Origin of the sequence: Desulfitobacterium sp., from assembly GCF_035539115.1 — a bacterium.
GTDB lineage: Bacteria > Bacillota > Desulfitobacteriia > Desulfitobacteriales > Desulfitobacteriaceae > Desulfitobacterium_A.
In genome coordinates, this window is the sequence record NZ_DATLJA010000063.1 from 40,803 (window position 1) to 56,757 (window position 15,955).

Genomic DNA, 15,955 nt, shown 5'->3' on the forward strand with positions numbered 1-15,955 from the left:
TTAGTATTATCGGGGGCCAAAAAGCCTTATCCACATCAGGTTAATGACGAGATGAATTTAATCTGACCTTTTAGACCGTAGCAATTTTAGTACCCAACGTTTGAAGCCCAATTTTGGGAGAATGGGAAGAGGGGGAGGAGTGGGCTTGCGCCCATAAATTAGTCCAAATCCGAAGTAACCTTGTGTTTTTCTTATGAAACTCGCGTTTTTTTGCAGCCTGGGTATTAAGCCGGGCTGTTTGCTTACTTTGTCGGCAAGATCTTTTACCAATAGCCAATCCTTCATAAGATCATTCATGATGAGATTGCCATTATTTTTCAAGGGTTGCGGATTTTTAATTTCTACATCTTGAAATCCCGCTTGTGTTATTGCCTGACACCATTCTTCAAAAGGCAGGGGATCTGTGCTTAAACCGAAGCACTCCGCCAACTGGTGCTTTAGAGAGGAGGGCAACTCTCTGAGCAAGGCCATTTCGAGGTCGGCAACCCGGCCTTCAGGCTTGAGCACACGATAAAACTCCTGGTACACCTTTACTTTATCTAAAAACACTGTTATTGATTCCGCGAGGACCCAATCAAAGGAGTTTTCTGCGAAGGGCAAGTGAGTAATATCGGCTACTCTAAATTCCACAAGCTGGGAAATTCCTTCGTTCTCCGCCCTTTGCGAGGCTTTTTCAATCATTAGAGGATTAATATCGATTCCTATTATCCTACAACCTGTCGTTTTGGCTAAATAACAAGCGCTAAGACCACTTCCACAGCCGGCGTCAAGCACATATTCCTCGGGCTTGATTTCAACTGAATCCAAATTCTGCTTTGTCGCAGGAAAGCCACCAGGGTGGGAACTGCCGATTCCTAACCAAGCTAGAAGTTCAAAATAATTCATGTTTTCGACTCTCTTGTTTTCTCCTGAAACCATGTCCCACTCCTCCTTGAATGACTCATGGTATTATATTCCAACGTGGTGTCGGTTGTAACAACAGTTTTTATAAAGTCCTTTTTCTTACACGATAAATAGATTTGTATAACCTTATTTTCCATAAAATATTTAAAATGGGTTAAAGCTTTAAATCAAGGGATTCGGTTCTTACTCTTGTCTGGGAAACCGTTAAAAGAGCCTATTGCCTGGGGAGGCCCAATCGTTATGAATACAAGGGAAGAGCTAAAGCTTGCGTTCAAAGAACTTAATGAAAATAAATTCATCAAGTGAGTATTGTCTCTTAAAAGACCTGGGTTAATCCAGGCCTTTTTTATACTAACAGAAAGTATAAATTTCCGGCAGATAGCATAAGTGCAACTAAGGCTTCCGCCTACGCCAGAGGCTTGGCACAAGCCAAGTTTTCTTTATTGCATATCTCTGAAGTTAAAAGTTTTAGGCTGACCATATAAAACTGAAAGTTCCAAACTGTTACTTTTTCGAATAAAGATGGGTTATTATTGATTAGAGAACATAAAAACAAACTCATGGAAGGAAGCAATTAACATGGATGGTCAGATAAGAAACAACATTTACGCGGGGTTAACCGTCGATATTGTTCTGAAAGAAGATCAACGAACAGGAAAAAGAACGCGAGGAATCGTTAAAGATATCCTAACGAACTCACAGATCCATCCCCGAGGAATCAAAGTTAGGCTGACAAATGGGCAAATCGGAAGGGTTCAAGAAATAGTAGGAAGTTAAGGGACGGTTCTTCTGCTTCTTTGGAAGCAGAAGAACCGTCCCTTAGCTTTGATTGGGCTTGTTTTCTTTTAGAAATTTATCTTTTTTTCTTTTTTTTCTTCTGCTCTGGCTCTGACCCTATGATACTTACAGCCCCATGCGGGCACATTTTGATACAGACACCGCAGGCAATGCACAGTTCTGGATTAACTAGTGCTGGTCCTCGGCTAAGAAGTCCTAGTTTTTCCTGTGAAATCGCTTTTTGAGTACAAGATCGTCGGGACGGACACATTGGTGAACGATCACATTTTTTAGGGTCGACATAGGCTGTTTTACTCATAACTCCACTCCTATTTCTTTGCTCACCTTATACCCCACTGGGGTATTGATAAAAGCATACTATGAATTGGTCAAAGTGACAACAAAAAAATAGAGAAGGCTTTTTAGCTTTATTAGGAAGCAGAAGAACCGTCCCCAAGCTTCCATTTGATCAGCAAGTATATCAGCGAAACGAGAATAAAGACCATAATTGTCGGAGATCCCCATTGGGCTTTAACTAAGTAATTGTAGAGAAGAGTACCTAGGATTGAGACGAGGATACCTAGCGTATTGAGCTTAGTGCCCTGCCCCTTATAATGGGTGAGATACTCGATGAAGACGATGGTATAGACTGGAATAAATATGCTGCCGATCGTCAGAAGAAAGTTTTCGAAGTTTTCAATCGGGAAGACAAAGGCAATCAGCAGAGAAATTAATGAATAAATAATGATCCAGGGGTTTTCATTTTTAAAAGGAACAATTTGCTTTGAGGATATGACAGCGGAGTAGATATCCATGAAGGCAGTGGTTACTGTAGCAATCACGATGATAAAGCCAGCGACGAACTTCATATTGCTTTGCACAATATATTCAATAACATCCATCCCCGAATGGATGGTAATCAGAAGTCCTAAAAGGTACATGAGAACACTTCCGATGAAGTAGCCGAAAAAACTAGCCACAAATACCCCTTGTTTGCTTTGTCCGTTTTTCGTGTAATCCCCGATAAGAGGCAGCCAAGATATAGGCATTGCAATCGAGAGCTCCACCGCAGTGGCAAAATTCATTTGTCCTTTTAACCCCGGAAACACCTGCATATCAATTTTGAAGAAGATCATGATGCTCAGGAGAAGAAGAATAATGACAAAGATATTATTAAGCGTTTTAGAATAGTTGTTGAAGAAGAAGGCCCAAACTAAGACAGCCAAACCCATTAAAATCATGGAGACACTTAAGGGAAGATTAACGATTCCGCCAAAGGCTCTGCCGGATTGGATAATCATGACAGCTCCCCAGCCGATGAGTTGGAGGACGTTCAAGGAAGCGATAATTTTTACTCCTACTGGACCTAGGGAATCACGAACTTTTTCCATGGCTGTACGGCCACTTTGGAAGGAAATATAGCCGCCAAAGGCAAGAAGCAACGTGCCGATTAGATGGCCGAGAAGAATAGCAGCCAAACCCTTGGCGAGTCCTAAGGGCGCGGTTAGTCCGCCAGTGTAAATCTCAGAGATCGAAATGGCCGCTCCGGCCCATAAAAGAAATAAGGATGAATTTTTTATCCGTTCCATCTATTATCAACCTTTCATAATAAAATAAATATAAATGTATAAATGCTAGTAACGTGTTTTATTCAGGTAGGTTATAAAATCTACCCAAGTTTACTTGAGCTTATCAAGGGGCTTTGTACACGATAAGTATCGAGATTAGCTTAAATGGATCATATTTTTTTGAAGCCTGTGAATCGTCCTCTTAATATCAAGGCTTCCTACGATTTCCGTCACCAACGCAACGGTTTGAGCGCCATTTTGGAGAACTTCCGCCAAATTATGTTCTTTGATTCCCCCGATGGCAACAAACGGAAGGTCAATATTTTCGACTACATAACGCAGGTATTCCAGCCCTACCGGATCACATACATCAGTTTTCGTGTGGGTGGCGTAAATCGGTCCGACGCCGATGTAGTCAGCTCCATCTGCAACAGCCTTCTGGGCTTGCTCTGGGGAGTGGGTGGATACCCCAATTATTCGAGAAGGGCCTATTATCTTTCGAACCCATTTCACGGGTAAGTCATCTTGTCCGACATGAACCCCGTCCGCATCGACTGCGATTGCGATATCCAGGTGGTCATTGACAATGAACAACGCTCCGGCTTCTCGGGTCATTTCGCGAATCACTAGGCACTCTTCATACATTTGTCTCGCTTTCTTATTTTTTTCGCGATATTGGAGGATCTTTATCCCAGCGTTGAGAATCTCCTTTGCAACCTCAATATTGCTTCGCCCAAGGGAATGGGGTTCAGAGGTCAATGCGTATAAACCGCTGGGCAGCGTCTTTTTTATGAGTGACATTCAATCGCTCCCTTTAATACCTTCTTCATTTCATACCCAACCCTCTTTGGCTCATATTCACTGACCTACTCTTCTTTTGAAGTAAAAGGATTCATCCCAGGTTACGACATCCTTCACGGAAGTCGAGCCAATCACTAAAGATCGGCTGATAGCCTTGCGAACGGATCATCTTCGTCACTTCTTCTACGGTTCGCTCATCGGAAATCTCAAATTGCGAGCTCCCAGTTTCAGTCGATTCGTCATATCCACCAACGGAAGTGCGTGATCCGGCGGACATCTTCGTGATGCCGAGGGGCAAGAGTGCATCACGGAGAGGTGCACTCTCGCGTGTGGAGAGGGTAATTGTCAAACGGGGTAAGAAGAGACGATAGGCCAGCATGATTTGAACGAGTTCGGTATCGTTGATCGGCCATTGAGGTTGATACGAGCCCACGTGAGGACGCATTCTCGGTGCAGATACCCCGACTTCAACACCAGGATAAGTTTTCATCAAGAAATCAGCATGCAGTGCTGTAAAAAAAGCCTCTTCCCGCCAATGCCCTAAACCAAGCAACGCCCCCAGGGTAACCCCGGAAAGTCCAGCATTACAAGCTCTCTCCGGGGCATCCAAACGATTGCGGTAAATTCGTTTGGGTCCACCCAAGTGAACCGAAGCATAGATTCCTTCGTCGTAAACTTCCTGAAACATGGTCATGGTGTCGACGCCTGCTTGATAAAGCTGTTTGTATTCTTCTTCCTTCAGTGGATAAACTTCAAGACCGATTGAGGAAAACACCGGCCTTAAACGTTCAACACAGGCTGCGATGTAATCCGGTCCACTTTCTTTACGGGATTCCCCGGTTAATACTAAGATATGCCGAATTCCCTTAGCAGCAATGGCTTTTCCCTCACGTTCGGCTTCCTCCAAGGTTAGCTTACGGCGGACAATTTCGTTTTCTATGTTAAAACTGCAATAGACGCATTTATTGGTGCAAATGTTGGCGACGTAGAGGGGGGCAAATATTTGGATCGTTCGACCGAAATTCTGCAGGGTAATCTGGTGTGCTTTTTGAGCCATCTCTTCCAGGTAAGGAAGAGCCGCAGGGGAAAGCAAGGCGAGAAGATCCACGGGGGCGAGATGTTCTTTATTTATAGCGCGAGTCACATCTGCGGCGGTGAAGGTTTCAAATGAATCGTTGCGGAGTTCCTTCTTCCAGAGCGTTAGTTGATCATAAAACATTATTCCGCCTCCCTAAGAAAACCGGTTAACGGCGAAGAGGCTTCAGCGGCTTGCTGGCGCGAGCCAGGCCCTGCTAAAAAGGCGAGTCTTCCGCTTTCTACGGCTAAACGGAAAGCGCTTGCCATAGTGACAGGATTGTTGGCGGTAGCGATCGCGGTGTTCACTAAAACGGCAGCAGCACCCATTTCCAGAGCTTCAGCAGCTTCCGAAGGACGGCCAATTCCCGCATCAACAATAATCGGCAAATCGATTTCTTCAATCAAAATACGAACCAGTTCTTTGGTTTGAATTCCTCGATTACTCCCAATCGGCGAGCCTAAGGGCATCACCGCGGCAGCCCCCACATCTTTTAAACGGCGGGCTGTTCCCAGATCAGGGCTCATATAAGGTAAGACGATAAAGCCTTCCTTGACTAAAATCTCGGTAGCCGTTAAGGTCTCATAATTGTCCGGTAACAAATACCGCTGGTCTTGAATTACCTCAATTTTAATCCAATCTCCGCATCCTGCAGCACGAGCAAGCCGCGCAATCCGCACAGCTTCTTCAGCGTTCCGAGCACCGGACGTATTGGGCAGGAGAGTCATACCTTTCGGAATATAATTGAGCATATTCTCTTGGGGATTTTTCCAGTCAATTCGGCGAATCGCCAGGGTAATCACTTGCGAACTGGAGGCCTCCAAGACCTTGGGTACAATTTCTTTTGAGGCGTATTTTCCTGTGCCGATGAAAAGACGGCTGGAAAGTTCTTTGTCCCCGATTTTAAAAATATCTGTTGCTACTTTCTCCATTTTTAACGTCCTCCTCCAACAAATTTTAAAACCTCTAGCTGATCCCCATCCTTGAGAAAGGTGGCTTTCCAGCGATCCTGCGGTAGAATTTCTCCGTTATACTCGATAATAGCGGTCCCAGGCGGAATCTTTTGTTCTTCGATCCAGGCTAAAAGTGAGACCTCATTCGAGAGCTCCAAGGGTTTCCCGTTAATCTGAACGAGCATTTCTTAACCTCCTCTCCTAAGACGAGCTTGCGATAAAGAAAACCAGGCTTTCGCCGAGCTTTGCGAAAGCGAAAACCGCTGGTTGCACTTATGCTATCTGCCAAAAATTTATACCTTCTGTTAGTAAAATAAAAAAGGCTTACCCAGAAGGGGTAAGCCTATTCCTATCTTGTGAGTCTGAATTTACTCAGACAGTTTTCAGCATCCCTACGCTGGTTTTAACCAGATCAGGTTCTAAGGGTTAAGATCATTCTTTCTCAGCTCCCCGTGGAGCACCCCCTGCACTATGCAATTGTGTATAACTCTGGGAGAATTATAAGACTCTTCTCCGTATTTGTAAATAGGGCTGAGCTTTTTCTACAGTCTTAATGAATTATTAACCTCATTTAACTTGAAATAGTGTATATTAAAGATAATTGTCGATTATAGAGCTTTATTTGAGAGAGGAAGTTTTTATGGGTAGTACAGGGATTCCCGGGTCTACACGCCCGACGATGCAGCCGCGACTCCATGGAAAACCTGCAGGGGTCTACCACTACAGCCGCAAAAAGAGGAGGTTTAGTCGGGTTCTGGGGAGAAGCTTTAGTTTTCTTATCCTTCTTTCCCTTCTATTTATTGGGTTTCGATTTGCACCTTTCCCCCCTTTTGAGGGGTTACGTAATTTGTGGGTGACCACAGCGATGACAACGATGAATCACCAGTATTTAGCAACTTGGTTTTTTAGCGATGCTGAGATTCAAAAAATTATGGACAGTAATCAAGCCGCTGATTTGGGAAATTCTAATCCTTCCGCGATCAGTACCCTGGGTACGCCCCATAATAAAGGGATTGAACTCGTTGACATCAGTCAAAAAGGGTTTAAAGGATATTTACTTAAGATAAAGGATCCATCACGGGTCGAGGTTGCGGGAACTCGCTATCTCGGCACGCGGGGAGAGATGGCAGAAGAGATAGCTAAGGAGACTGGGGCTATCGCCGTCATCAACGGAGGTGGCTTTAGCGATCCAGAGGGTAGTGGAAGCGGCGGAAGGCCATTGGGTATTCTCATCTCAGGGGGGAAAATTCAGCACAAAGATAGTGTAAACACGTTTGATTTGATTGGTTTGGATCATAACAATAAGCTAATTTTAGGACATTATACTTTGCCACAAATTCAGAAGATGGATATTCGGGATGCAGTCTCGTTTAGTCCTTTCCTCGTCGTCAATGGTAAACCTGCGATCACCCAAGGAGATGGGGGATGGGGCATTGCTCCAAGGACGGCTATTGGACAAACCCGGGATGGCACGATCTTGATGTTGGTCATTGACGGACGTCAAGTGAGTTCAGTAGGTGCAAGCCTTAAAGATGTCCAGGATATCATGCTGAAGTATGGCGCCTATAATGTGGCCAATCTCGACGGCGGCGCTTCAACTATTCTCTATTATAATCAACAGATTGTGAATCACCCTTCGAGTCAGTATGGGGAACGCCATCTGCCCTCATTCTTCATTGTTAAGTAAATGTGAAGAAATTCGTTTGAAAAAGGAATTCAAATTAGACACGGGTTCAAAAACAAGAACGCGAACCTCGAAAGCATGTGCTGAAGAGGTTCGCGTTCTTGTTGGTTTGTTACTTACTTACTTCTTATGTTGATGCGAGTTTAGGTCATTCGTGATTAAAGGTTCTGTTAAATTATTAACGTCACTCCAGGAATCACTGCCGGGGTGTAAAGGCGTTGGGCCAGTTCGTTATCAATCATGAATAGCCCAGAACCTTCATTACCAGCCAACTTGAGACGGTTATAAACACGAGTCATATTATCTTCTTCTTCGGATTGTTCCGTGATATACCATTGCAGAAAAACTTGTGTCTGATGATCCCGGACCTCTTGGGCGACGTCCATTAAAGAGTAAATCGATTGGGTCACGAATTCTTCGTGATGAAGGGCTAATTCAAACACATTCAAGGGGCTGTTGAAATTCTGTGGGGGTTGAGCAATCGAAGGAAGTTGGACGGGACAGCCGGTCTTTAACAAATAATTGAAAAATCCGAGGGCATGATCCCGTTCTTCCTGAACCTGAACCCGAAAATAGTGGGCAAAACCTTCAAGGTCAAGATGTGAAAAATAATCAACCATTCCCAGATAGAAATAGGCGGAATAAAATTCTTTGTTTAACTGTTGATTTAGGGCTTCCTGCATTTTTTCATGGATCATATCGATCACACTCCTTTACATTTAATCTGACACAAGGAAAAAGGACTGTCAAGGTAATTACCGTGAAAATCAGAAATTACTAACCAAATTTAATTTTGATTTTAATTTTAAAGATTTTCGAGCTCGAAAATTATCGTAAAATAGGGAGCGAAAATGATATAATGATTAAATCAAACGGTGTAAATTCAGATAAGGGGGATTAGAATGTATTTATTGATTTTAACGTTAGCCTTTGCGTTACTTATTGCGATATTTGCGATCCAAAATGCGGCTCCAGTCGCTATTAATTTATTTTGGATAACGACACAGGTTCCTCTGGTTCTCGTCATTATAGGCTCAGTGCTGGCAGGAGCACTTATTGTTTTTTTAATTGCCTTGTGGCGTCAATTTCGTCCAAAAAAGAAAAATAAGGCTATATCGACCATACCAGTAGAAGAAAAGGACCTTGATTCAAAAGAAAAGACCCCTCCAGAGAAATCTAATCCGGATCAAAAGTAAGTTTCTTAACATCTCGACATCTCGAGAGAAATATCAATTACCCTAAAAAAATATTTTGAACTTCTATTATTTAAGAAGGTTATTAATACTGAGATGTCGAATAGTTTGAATAGTTAAATAACACCCAATTAATATGACCTAGAAATGATCCAAAACGAGCAGAATAAAGAAAGCCGCTGGTTGCACTTATACTATCTGCCCCCAGACTTATACTTTCTGTTAGTACTAAAAAGAAGATTAAAAAAGACCATGGAGGTCTGACCCCGTAGAGGGTCACTCTATGATCTTTTCTTTTTTGGAGAAAGGATAGCGTGATGGAACTTCCAATTTGGTTAAATGAGACGAGCCCTTCGATGTGTCGTTGCGGCTGTGGTGGTCGGCGTAAAGGGAACTTTATCGAGAAGACCCTCCATGATATTGTGAACTTTCTACGTGAAGCTGTGCTTTCTGAAGAAATTGCGATGCGACAGGGGTTCTTACAACACATGGATCCACGGGTAAAAGTGATGTCCCTGTTTTATCTCTTGGTCGTTATCAATTTGGGCTCAAACCTTGCCCTACTCTGGACCTTTTATTTTGTATTGCTCGGGGTGGCATTTTTGTCTCATTTACCCGTGCGTCAGGTGATTTCTCGAGTTTGGTTGGTTATTCCCTTATTTACGGGGATCATGGTGCTCCCGTCAATTTTTAACTGGGTACGACCGGGCGAATCACTTTGGATGATATGGAATTTTGGACACTCTTTTAGCCTTGGTCCGATAACCTTGCCTTCGACTTTGGCTGTGACGAAACAGGGGATAGCAGGAGCAATCCTGTTGGTTAGCAGGGTGGGTATCTCCGTTTCTTTAGCGGCAGTTCTCACTCTAAGCACACGTTGGATGGAGATGCTGCGTGCCTTGCACTCTTTCTTGGTACCGCGAATCTTCATCGTTACAATGGAGATGACCTACCGCTATATATTCGTTTTAGTTAAGGCCATGGAGGAAATCTTTATCGCGCGTAAAGCGCGTGATGCAGGACAGTCCTCGCTGAAGGAACAACGGAGATTTGTAGCGACAACCATGGGAGGATTATTTGGAAAGTCGTTGCAAATGAGCGAGGAAGTGTATAATGCCATGACCGCTCGAGGCTATACAGGGGAAATACGTATCCTTCACCAGTCTCGACTGGGCTGGCAAGATATTCTTATTTTGATGTTCGTTATTTTAGCAGGACTGATCATGTTTGCCGCGGAAAAAGTCCTGGGAGGATGAAAGAAAACGGTTCAAATGTAGGGACGGTTCTCTTGCTTCCCATGAATGAAGGAGGAGTGTTTATGCATATTCCTGATGGGTATTTGAGTCCACAAACGGATGCAGTCTTAGGAATTGCAAGTGCCATAGCCGCAGCTGGAGCTGCTTATCAAACGGCTCACACTGTCAAAGCCAAATATGTTCCCTTACTTTCCATTGGAGCCGCCTTTTCTTTTACGATTATGATGTTTAATATTCCGATACCGGATGGGACGACTGCCCATGCCGTTGGCGGAACTCTTTTATCAATTCTGCTCGGACCCTGGGCCGCGATGGTTGGGGTCTCGATTGCGTTGACTCTGCAAGCCCTCTTCTTTGGAGATGGCGGGATTCTGGCTTTGGGTGCAAATATTTTTAACATGGCTGTGGTCTTACCTTTTGTCAGCTATGGAGTCTATCGGCTCATTGCAGGCAGAAGCAACGTTCAGTCGAAACGGCAATGGATTGCAGCGGCGATTGCTGGATACATAGGGCTTAACGTTGCTGCTCTTTGTACGGGAATTGAGTTTGGCTTACAACCTCTTCTCTTTCACACCCCGGATGGAATACCCCTTTATAGTCCTTATGGGTTATATATTGCGGTGCCAGCGATGCTTTTTTCTCATTTGACGATAGCGGGTCCGATTGAAGGATTAATTACAGCTTTAGTGGTAATTTACTTACAACGGACCAACCCGGCGATGCTACAATTAAGACAAACATCTGATCAACCGACTAAAACTTTTCGTTACGGCAAGTTCGTGCTCGGTATCGTCATCCTGGCTGTACTCAGTCCATTGGGACTCTTAGCGTCAGGGACCGCCTGGGGGGAATGGGGCCAGGAAGAATTGCACGCACAGCTAGGCTTCTTGCCGAGTGGGTTTCAGAAATTTGGTGACGTTTGGAAACATAGCTTGCTCCCGGATTATGGTCGAGCGGGGTTCGATCAGTCCTTCTGGCAACAAGCACTTGTGTATCTTGTGTCTGCCTTCGTGGGGTTACTTGTCATTGGGTTAATAGCGTTTATAATTCAGCGGCATGTGCGTAAGTCTGAATGAGAAGCCCATTAAAATATTGGGTATATAATGTAGGAATATTGTAAATTTATGTCAAATATAAGTGCATAAGTAATGTATGCACTTTTTCTTTTTTTGAATGAAAAAGTGCTAACGCTTTGTTTGGGACTTGTCAGGAGGAACCATAATGTCAATAGAAGAAGAAAGTGAAAAGATTTTTGACAGTCTAAAAGTTGTCGATAAAATGTATGAGCATATCCGTTTAGTCGACCCTATCACAAAGAAAGTTATTGCGTCGCGAGGAGAAACGATATGTAGTTCAGGCGTATGGACATTCTGTTGGTGATCGTGTCTTAAAACTTTTTTCGGTAGTCCTTTCAGACAGCGTTAAAAGGGAAAGTAACTGGGTGGCAAGGTATGGTGGAGAGGAATTTTTAATCTGTCTTCCAGGAGCAAACTTGGAGAGCGCTTGTAAAATCGCTGAAACGATGCGTAAGGCTATCGAGGATGAAGTAATCATATCTGAGAACAAGTCGGTAAAGATTACAGCTAGCTTTGGAGTCCATAGCATCGAGTCCTCCGAGGGGGAGACGGTTAGACATTTAATAGAATGTGCCGATAAAGCGTTGTATGCAGCCAAAAACAAGGGTAGAAATAGGGTGGAGTGGATAAGATGAACACACCAAAGACCGTTTTGTCGATGTCTTTGAAAATGTGTGTCAGCTCGTTTTTGGCGGGTGAGTGGAATATTTATTATGCTCAAGAAGCCAAAAGGTTGGAAAAAGCAGAGAGGAAAGGTTTCGCTGCGCGTAATACGTAAGTTAAAGGTTAAGAATATAAGTATCAAAAAGTATACTATCTAAAAGTAACTACTTGACAAAATAACACTAACTTAATTATAATAAGTAATAGAGAAGTGTAAATTTAAATCCGATTCGTAGTTTCTACATAATAAATCACCTGTATACCCTGCGGTTAAGTTTCCTATGTAATGGTCAAATTGAAAGGAGAAATTATCATGTCTAAAGATTTTAAAACAGCAGTGAAAGAAAGAAGAACGTTTTACGCCCTCAGTAAAGAATCACCCATTTCGGATGCTCAAATTCAAGAAATCGTTGAACGGGCGGCAGAATATGCTCCGACCGCTTTTAATTCCCAAGGTGGTCGATTGGTTCTGTTATTAGGTGAACAGCACAATAAGTTGTGGGATATAACCATGGAAACCTTAAGAAAATTCGTTCCAGCAGAAAATTTCGCCCCAACGGAAGAAAAGATCAACTCCTTCCGGAATGGCTATGGAACCGTCTTGTTTTTTGAAGATCAAAGCGTTATCAAAGGGCTCCAAGAAAAATTTGCCCTTTATGCTGATAATTTCCCGGTTTGGTCGCTCGAATCTTCAGGTATTCTTCAATTTATCGTTTGGACAGGCTTAGACAATGAAGGTTTGGGAGCTTCTTTACAGCACTATAACCCTCTGATTGATGAAGCAGTAAGCAAAGAATGGAATATCTCAAGCGATTGGAAGCTCCTTGGTCAAATGCCTTTTGGCAAACCTATTGGTTCGGCGTCTGAAAAAGAGGTTTTGCCTTTAGATGGACGAGTTAAGGTTTTCAAATAAGCTCTGTTCTGGTAGCAGTGCCAAAAAATCCTGTATGTGAAAATTGAGTGGGGTGTCTCACCAGTAAAGTAGAGGGGCTGTTGCACAACGAAATGGTTAGTTTGTTGTGAAGCAGCCTCTTCCTTTTGTGATGGTCCAATAAGCATAATCAAAAATTCTGCATCAAAGTTTATTCCATCTTAAGCTAAGGGTGATGTTATTTTTTCACGTGTTAAAGAGTATTCTTCTTATGATATAATACCTATAATCCAGAAAGCTTCTTACGAAAAAACCATTGCAATTCCCGTATTGAACATGTTACCTTTATGTTTCTGGCTAGATTCCGCAAAAATTACCCAGCTTTTGGGTACAAAGGAGAATACGCATATGTTGAAAGAATTTAAAGAATTTGCGATGAAGGGCAATGTGGTCGATCTAGCCATTGGGGTTATCATTGGAGGCGCGTTTGGTAAAATTGTTACCTCTCTCGTAAATGATATTATCATGCCCTTAGTTGGAGTTTTATTAGGTAAAGTTGATTTCTCCAATTTGTTTATTACGCTTGGAAGTGGGCATTTTGCTACAATCGAAGAAGCAAAAAAAGCACTCGTTCCAACCTTAAATTACGGACTCTTTATTAACAATATTATCGACTTCTTGATCGTTGCTTTCTCTATTTTCTTCGTGATTAGACAGTTAAGCCGTTTTACAAAAAAGAAAGAAGAAGTACCTGCTGAACCGACAACAAAAGTGTGCTCTTATTGTTATACGGAAATACCGATCGCTGCTACTCGGTGTCCACATTGCACCTCAGAACTGAAGGATTAAGTAACAAAAAGTTGATAGATGTCGTGTGCCAAAAGGAAGAGCTCGGTTAGATGGAGGAGAATTTCTCTGGCGTAACTTGAAAAGTTATTTATGAGAGCAGGAATATCGACTGATTCAGTAGAAATACTGACTAGACCGAGAAAGTCAGCTTTAGGAACAAAAGGAGGATTTGAGAATGAAAAAGTATTTATGTCCAGGTTGTGGGTATATCTATGATCCCGCGCTAGGTGATCCTGAGGGTGGCATTGCTCCAGGAACCGCTTTTGAGGATATCCCAGACGATTGGGTTTGTCCCTTATGCGGCGTAACAAAAGCTGAATTTGAAGTCGTCAAGGAGAAGAAAGAAGCTTCCCCAACGAAAAAGTACTTATGTCCAGGTTGTGGGTATATCTATGATCCCGCGCTAGGTGATCCTGAGGGTGGCATTGCTCCAGGAACCGCTTTTGAGGATATTCCGGATGATTGGGTCTGTCCCCTGTGCGGTGTAGCAAAAGCTGAATTTGAAGTTATTTAATGATTTGTGAGCGGGCCATCGGCCCGCTTTATTTATACTAACAGACCCCCATGCCACCAATGGCACCATCAAAGAATGAAAACTGGTGCTCTGGCAATTAATACCTTATACGGCTAGCGATCGAGGTCGAACTTTCTTGGTGCTTTTGAGCCCGACTAACAGACGGACCTCAGCGGTCTAGTGCACCACAAATTGTTTCATTAGAACGTAGGGTAGAATATTTCCCTTGAGGTTGCTGCACTAGCCGTAGCAAATCTACTGCCGTAGAAGGAGCGCATATGTAAGTCGTGTATGAAAGGTGTTGTGGGTTAGATATTCATAAGAAGCTTATCGTCGCCTGTAGCATCACCCCAAAAGGTAAAGAAATTCAAAGTTTTGGTACGATGACCGAAGATATTATTTCTTTGGTCGAGTGGGTCAAGAGCAAAGAGTGTTCCCGTGTGGCCATGGAGAGCACCGGTGTTTACTGGAAACCGATTTACAATCTCTTAGAGCTAAATGAAGTTGAGACAACACTTGTAATCAATGCTCAACACATTAAAGCCGTTCCTGGTCGTAAGACAGATGTTAAGGATGCAGAGTGGATTGCTGATCTTTTACGTCATGGACTTCTTAAAGGAAGTTATATTCCAGATCGAGACCAGAGAGAGCTTCGTGAATTAGTCCGTTATCGCCGAAGCTTAATCGAAGAGCGTACTCGTGAGGTCAACCGGCTTCAGAAGATTTTAGAAGGAGCTAATATTAAACTTGCCTCGGTAGCTAGCAATATTTTAGGAGTATCAGGGCGAGCAATGATTGATGCGATTATTCAGGATGTGAATGATCCCGTATTGTTAGCATCCCTAGCAAAAGGACGACTCAAGAATAAGAAAGAAGCTCTCGAAAAAGCCTTGAAAGGACTAATTGGGGCCCATCAGAAGATGATCCTCGCTACCCAACTTGAACACATTGACTTTTTAGATCAAAAGATTGGAAATCTTGATCGAGAAGTAGTGAATCGTACACTCCCTTTTGAGGAAGACCTGGAGCTTTTGGATACCATTCCAGGCATTGGTCGGCGCTCAGCTGAAGAAATCATTGCTGAAATTGGGACAGATATGAGTCGATTTCCAAGCGATGCCCATCTTTCATCATGGGCAGGAATGTCTCCAGGTCAGAATGAGAGTGCAGGGAAACGAAAAGCCAGTCGAACGCGCAAAGGAAATAATGCTCTTCGAAGAACGCTTACAGAAGCTGCTTGGGCGGCAGCCCGAAGCAAGAATACGTATCTATCGGCTAAATATCATCGAATAGCTGCTCGAAGAGGAGCAAATCGTGCCGCAGTTGCGGTTGGCCATACGATTTTGGTGATTATTTATAACATGCTCAAGACCCGAGAAAAGTACAAAGACCTAGGTGTTGATTTCCTTGACCGACGAAGAAAGAACTATACAATTAAACGATCATTAAAGACTTTACAAAACTTAGGAATTGAAGTCACAGTAAACAACCCTGAAGCATTGACTATTGCCAATTAAGTTATTAAAGAATCTAAATACCCCAGGATTGGCTTTGAAAAAATCTGAAACCTGCGGGTTTGGGGGGACATTTTTGCCCTTAAGAGATTTGAAACGAAGAATTGTTTTCAGGGTAGAAAGTATAAATTTTGGGGCAGATAGTATAAGTGCAACCAGCGGCTTTCATTCTCCTACGATGCAAGTGGTTAAGTCCGGCAGGATAAGGCAACTAGGCCTACCACCTTCGCTAGGGCTTGGTGCTAGCCAAGTTTTCTT

At 43.1% G+C, this 15,955-nt stretch carries 20 protein-coding genes, 3 pseudogenes and 1 riboswitch; of the genes and pseudogenes, 15 read left to right on the top strand and 8 right to left on the bottom strand.

Annotation, left to right across the window (positions count from 1 at the left end):
* Positions 1-57: 57 nt before the first annotated feature.
* Positions 58-918 carry a class I SAM-dependent methyltransferase gene (locus tag VM640_RS11205; RefSeq protein ID WP_325392214.1) on the bottom strand — a complete coding sequence of 287 codons (861 nt, stop codon included), beginning with the start codon at positions 916-918 and terminating at the stop codon, positions 58-60.
* A gap of 138 nt (positions 919-1,056) precedes the next feature.
* Here VM640_RS11205 and VM640_RS11210 point away from each other — a divergent pair.
* A pseudogene (locus VM640_RS11210) lies at positions 1,057-1,209 on the top strand (pirin-like C-terminal cupin domain-containing protein); the annotation flags it as partial.
* A 273-nt stretch (positions 1,210-1,482) separates the two neighbouring features.
* On the top strand, positions 1,483-1,680 hold the full coding sequence (locus VM640_RS11215) for a YwbE family protein (protein WP_325392216.1): 198 nt from the start codon (positions 1,483-1,485) through the stop codon (positions 1,678-1,680).
* A 76-nt stretch (positions 1,681-1,756) separates the two neighbouring features.
* Here VM640_RS11215 and VM640_RS11220 read toward each other — a convergent pair whose 3' ends face one another.
* From VM640_RS11220 to thiS, 6 genes are all read right to left on the bottom strand, one after another.
* Positions 1,757-1,999: a 4Fe-4S binding protein gene (locus VM640_RS11220; protein WP_325392218.1), complete on the bottom strand. Its 243-nt coding sequence runs from the start codon at positions 1,997-1,999 to the stop codon at positions 1,757-1,759.
* A 112-nt stretch (positions 2,000-2,111) separates the two neighbouring features.
* Positions 2,112-3,269, bottom strand: a complete 1,158-nt coding sequence (gene cytX, locus VM640_RS11225) for a putative hydroxymethylpyrimidine transporter CytX (RefSeq protein ID WP_325392220.1) — start codon at positions 3,267-3,269, stop codon at positions 2,112-2,114.
* Positions 3,270-3,404: 135 nt separating this feature from the next.
* Positions 3,405-4,049, bottom strand: coding sequence for a thiamine phosphate synthase (gene thiE / locus VM640_RS11230; protein ID WP_325392222.1), 645 nt, complete (start codon positions 4,047-4,049; stop codon positions 3,405-3,407).
* A 91-nt stretch (positions 4,050-4,140) separates the two neighbouring features.
* Positions 4,141-5,268, bottom strand: coding sequence for a 2-iminoacetate synthase ThiH (gene thiH, locus VM640_RS11235; protein WP_325392224.1), 1,128 nt, complete (start codon positions 5,266-5,268; stop codon positions 4,141-4,143).
* Entirely contained in the window at positions 5,268-6,056 is a 789-nt protein-coding gene (locus VM640_RS11240; RefSeq protein ID WP_325392226.1) for a thiazole synthase, read from the bottom strand. Before VM640_RS11240 ends, thiH begins: the two co-directional genes overlap by 1 nt.
* A 2-nt stretch (positions 6,057-6,058) precedes the next feature.
* Positions 6,059-6,262 carry a sulfur carrier protein ThiS gene (gene thiS / locus VM640_RS11245; protein WP_325392228.1) on the bottom strand — a complete coding sequence of 68 codons (204 nt, stop codon included), beginning with the start codon at positions 6,260-6,262 and terminating at the stop codon, positions 6,059-6,061.
* Between the two features lie 187 nt (positions 6,263-6,449).
* A riboswitch (TPP riboswitch) is annotated at positions 6,450-6,552 on the bottom strand.
* A gap of 165 nt (positions 6,553-6,717) precedes the next feature.
* Between thiS and VM640_RS11250 the strand changes: the two genes are divergently transcribed.
* Positions 6,718-7,764, top strand: coding sequence for a phosphodiester glycosidase family protein (locus tag VM640_RS11250; protein WP_325392230.1), 1,047 nt, complete (start codon positions 6,718-6,720; stop codon positions 7,762-7,764).
* A gap of 167 nt (positions 7,765-7,931) precedes the next feature.
* Here VM640_RS11250 and VM640_RS11255 read toward each other — a convergent pair whose 3' ends face one another.
* Entirely contained in the window at positions 7,932-8,459 is a 528-nt protein-coding gene (locus VM640_RS11255) for a ferritin (RefSeq protein ID WP_325392232.1), read from the bottom strand.
* A 204-nt stretch (positions 8,460-8,663) separates the two neighbouring features.
* Between VM640_RS11255 and VM640_RS11260 the strand changes: the two genes are divergently transcribed.
* The 12 genes and pseudogenes from VM640_RS11260 to VM640_RS11315 all read left to right on the top strand — a co-directional run.
* The gene (locus VM640_RS11260) at positions 8,664-8,957 is read left to right on the top strand and encodes a LapA family protein (RefSeq protein WP_325392234.1); all 294 of its coding nucleotides are present in this window, start codon (positions 8,664-8,666) and stop codon (positions 8,955-8,957) included.
* A gap of 314 nt (positions 8,958-9,271) precedes the next feature.
* Positions 9,272-10,210, top strand: coding sequence for a cobalt ECF transporter T component CbiQ (gene cbiQ / locus VM640_RS11265; RefSeq protein WP_325392255.1), 939 nt, complete (start codon positions 9,272-9,274; stop codon positions 10,208-10,210).
* Between the two features lie 62 nt (positions 10,211-10,272).
* Positions 10,273-11,286: a cobalt transporter CbiM gene (gene cbiM / locus VM640_RS11270; protein ID WP_414647967.1), complete on the top strand. Its 1,014-nt coding sequence runs from the start codon at positions 10,273-10,275 to the stop codon at positions 11,284-11,286.
* Positions 11,287-11,431: 145 nt separating this feature from the next.
* Positions 11,432-11,590, top strand: coding sequence for a hypothetical protein (locus VM640_RS11275; RefSeq protein WP_325392238.1), 159 nt, complete (start codon positions 11,432-11,434; stop codon positions 11,588-11,590).
* On the top strand, positions 11,535-11,921 hold the full coding sequence (locus VM640_RS11280) for a GGDEF domain-containing protein (RefSeq protein WP_325392240.1): 387 nt from the start codon (positions 11,535-11,537) through the stop codon (positions 11,919-11,921). Before VM640_RS11275 ends, VM640_RS11280 begins: the two co-directional genes overlap by 56 nt.
* The gene (locus VM640_RS11285; RefSeq protein ID WP_325392242.1) at positions 11,918-12,064 is read left to right on the top strand and encodes a hypothetical protein; all 147 of its coding nucleotides are present in this window, start codon (positions 11,918-11,920) and stop codon (positions 12,062-12,064) included. The genes VM640_RS11280 and VM640_RS11285 overlap by 4 nt, the downstream gene beginning before the upstream one ends.
* Before the next feature lie 198 nt (positions 12,065-12,262).
* Complete coding sequence (locus VM640_RS11290) at positions 12,263-12,862, top strand: nitroreductase family protein (RefSeq protein ID WP_325392244.1); 600 nt, start codon at positions 12,263-12,265, stop codon at positions 12,860-12,862.
* 366 nt (positions 12,863-13,228) lie between these two features.
* Positions 13,229-13,669: a large conductance mechanosensitive channel protein MscL gene (mscL, locus tag VM640_RS11295; protein ID WP_325392246.1), complete on the top strand. Its 441-nt coding sequence runs from the start codon at positions 13,229-13,231 to the stop codon at positions 13,667-13,669.
* Between the two features lie 175 nt (positions 13,670-13,844).
* Positions 13,845-14,006: pseudogene (gene rd / locus VM640_RS11300) on the top strand (rubredoxin); the annotation flags it as partial.
* Positions 14,007-14,027: 21 nt separating this feature from the next.
* A pseudogene (gene rd, locus VM640_RS11305) lies at positions 14,028-14,183 on the top strand (rubredoxin); the annotation flags it as partial.
* Positions 14,184-14,470: 287 nt separating this feature from the next.
* Positions 14,471-15,700, top strand: a complete 1,230-nt coding sequence (locus VM640_RS11310; protein ID WP_325392247.1) for an IS110 family RNA-guided transposase — start codon at positions 14,471-14,473, stop codon at positions 15,698-15,700.
* A 73-nt stretch (positions 15,701-15,773) separates the two neighbouring features.
* On the top strand, positions 15,774-15,955 hold a 182-nt coding region (locus VM640_RS11315; protein WP_325392249.1), incomplete at its 3' end, for a hypothetical protein.

Bases quoted from the DNA above. Each gene is read 5' to 3' on its own strand.
- VM640_RS11205 (WP_325392214.1), bottom strand. From the start codon at position 918: ATGGTTTCAGGAGAAAACAAGAGAGTCGAAAACATGAATTATTTTGAA.
- VM640_RS11215 (WP_325392216.1), top strand. From the start codon at position 1,483: ATGGATGGTCAGATAAGAAACAACATTTACGCGGGGTTAACCGTCGAT.
- VM640_RS11220 (WP_325392218.1), bottom strand. From the start codon at position 1,999: ATGAGTAAAACAGCCTATGTCGACCCTAAAAAATGTGATCGTTCACCA.
- cytX (WP_325392220.1), bottom strand. From the start codon at position 3,269: ATGGAACGGATAAAAAATTCATCCTTATTTCTTTTATGGGCCGGAGCG.
- thiE (WP_325392222.1), bottom strand. From the start codon at position 4,049: ATGTCACTCATAAAAAAGACGCTGCCCAGCGGTTTATACGCATTGACC.
- thiH (WP_325392224.1), bottom strand. From the start codon at position 5,268: ATGTTTTATGATCAACTAACGCTCTGGAAGAAGGAACTCCGCAACGAT.
- VM640_RS11240 (WP_325392226.1), bottom strand. From the start codon at position 6,056: ATGGAGAAAGTAGCAACAGATATTTTTAAAATCGGGGACAAAGAACTT.
- thiS (WP_325392228.1), bottom strand. From the start codon at position 6,262: ATGCTCGTTCAGATTAACGGGAAACCCTTGGAGCTCTCGAATGAGGTC.
- VM640_RS11250 (WP_325392230.1), top strand. From the start codon at position 6,718: ATGGGTAGTACAGGGATTCCCGGGTCTACACGCCCGACGATGCAGCCG.
- VM640_RS11255 (WP_325392232.1), bottom strand. From the start codon at position 8,459: ATGATCCATGAAAAAATGCAGGAAGCCCTAAATCAACAGTTAAACAAA.
- VM640_RS11260 (WP_325392234.1), top strand. From the start codon at position 8,664: ATGTATTTATTGATTTTAACGTTAGCCTTTGCGTTACTTATTGCGATA.
- cbiQ (WP_325392255.1), top strand. From the start codon at position 9,272: ATGGAACTTCCAATTTGGTTAAATGAGACGAGCCCTTCGATGTGTCGT.
- cbiM (WP_414647967.1), top strand. From the start codon at position 10,273: ATGCATATTCCTGATGGGTATTTGAGTCCACAAACGGATGCAGTCTTA.
- VM640_RS11275 (WP_325392238.1), top strand. From the start codon at position 11,432: ATGTCAATAGAAGAAGAAAGTGAAAAGATTTTTGACAGTCTAAAAGTT.
- VM640_RS11285 (WP_325392242.1), top strand. From the start codon at position 11,918: ATGAACACACCAAAGACCGTTTTGTCGATGTCTTTGAAAATGTGTGTC.
- VM640_RS11290 (WP_325392244.1), top strand. From the start codon at position 12,263: ATGTCTAAAGATTTTAAAACAGCAGTGAAAGAAAGAAGAACGTTTTAC.
- mscL (WP_325392246.1), top strand. From the start codon at position 13,229: ATGTTGAAAGAATTTAAAGAATTTGCGATGAAGGGCAATGTGGTCGAT.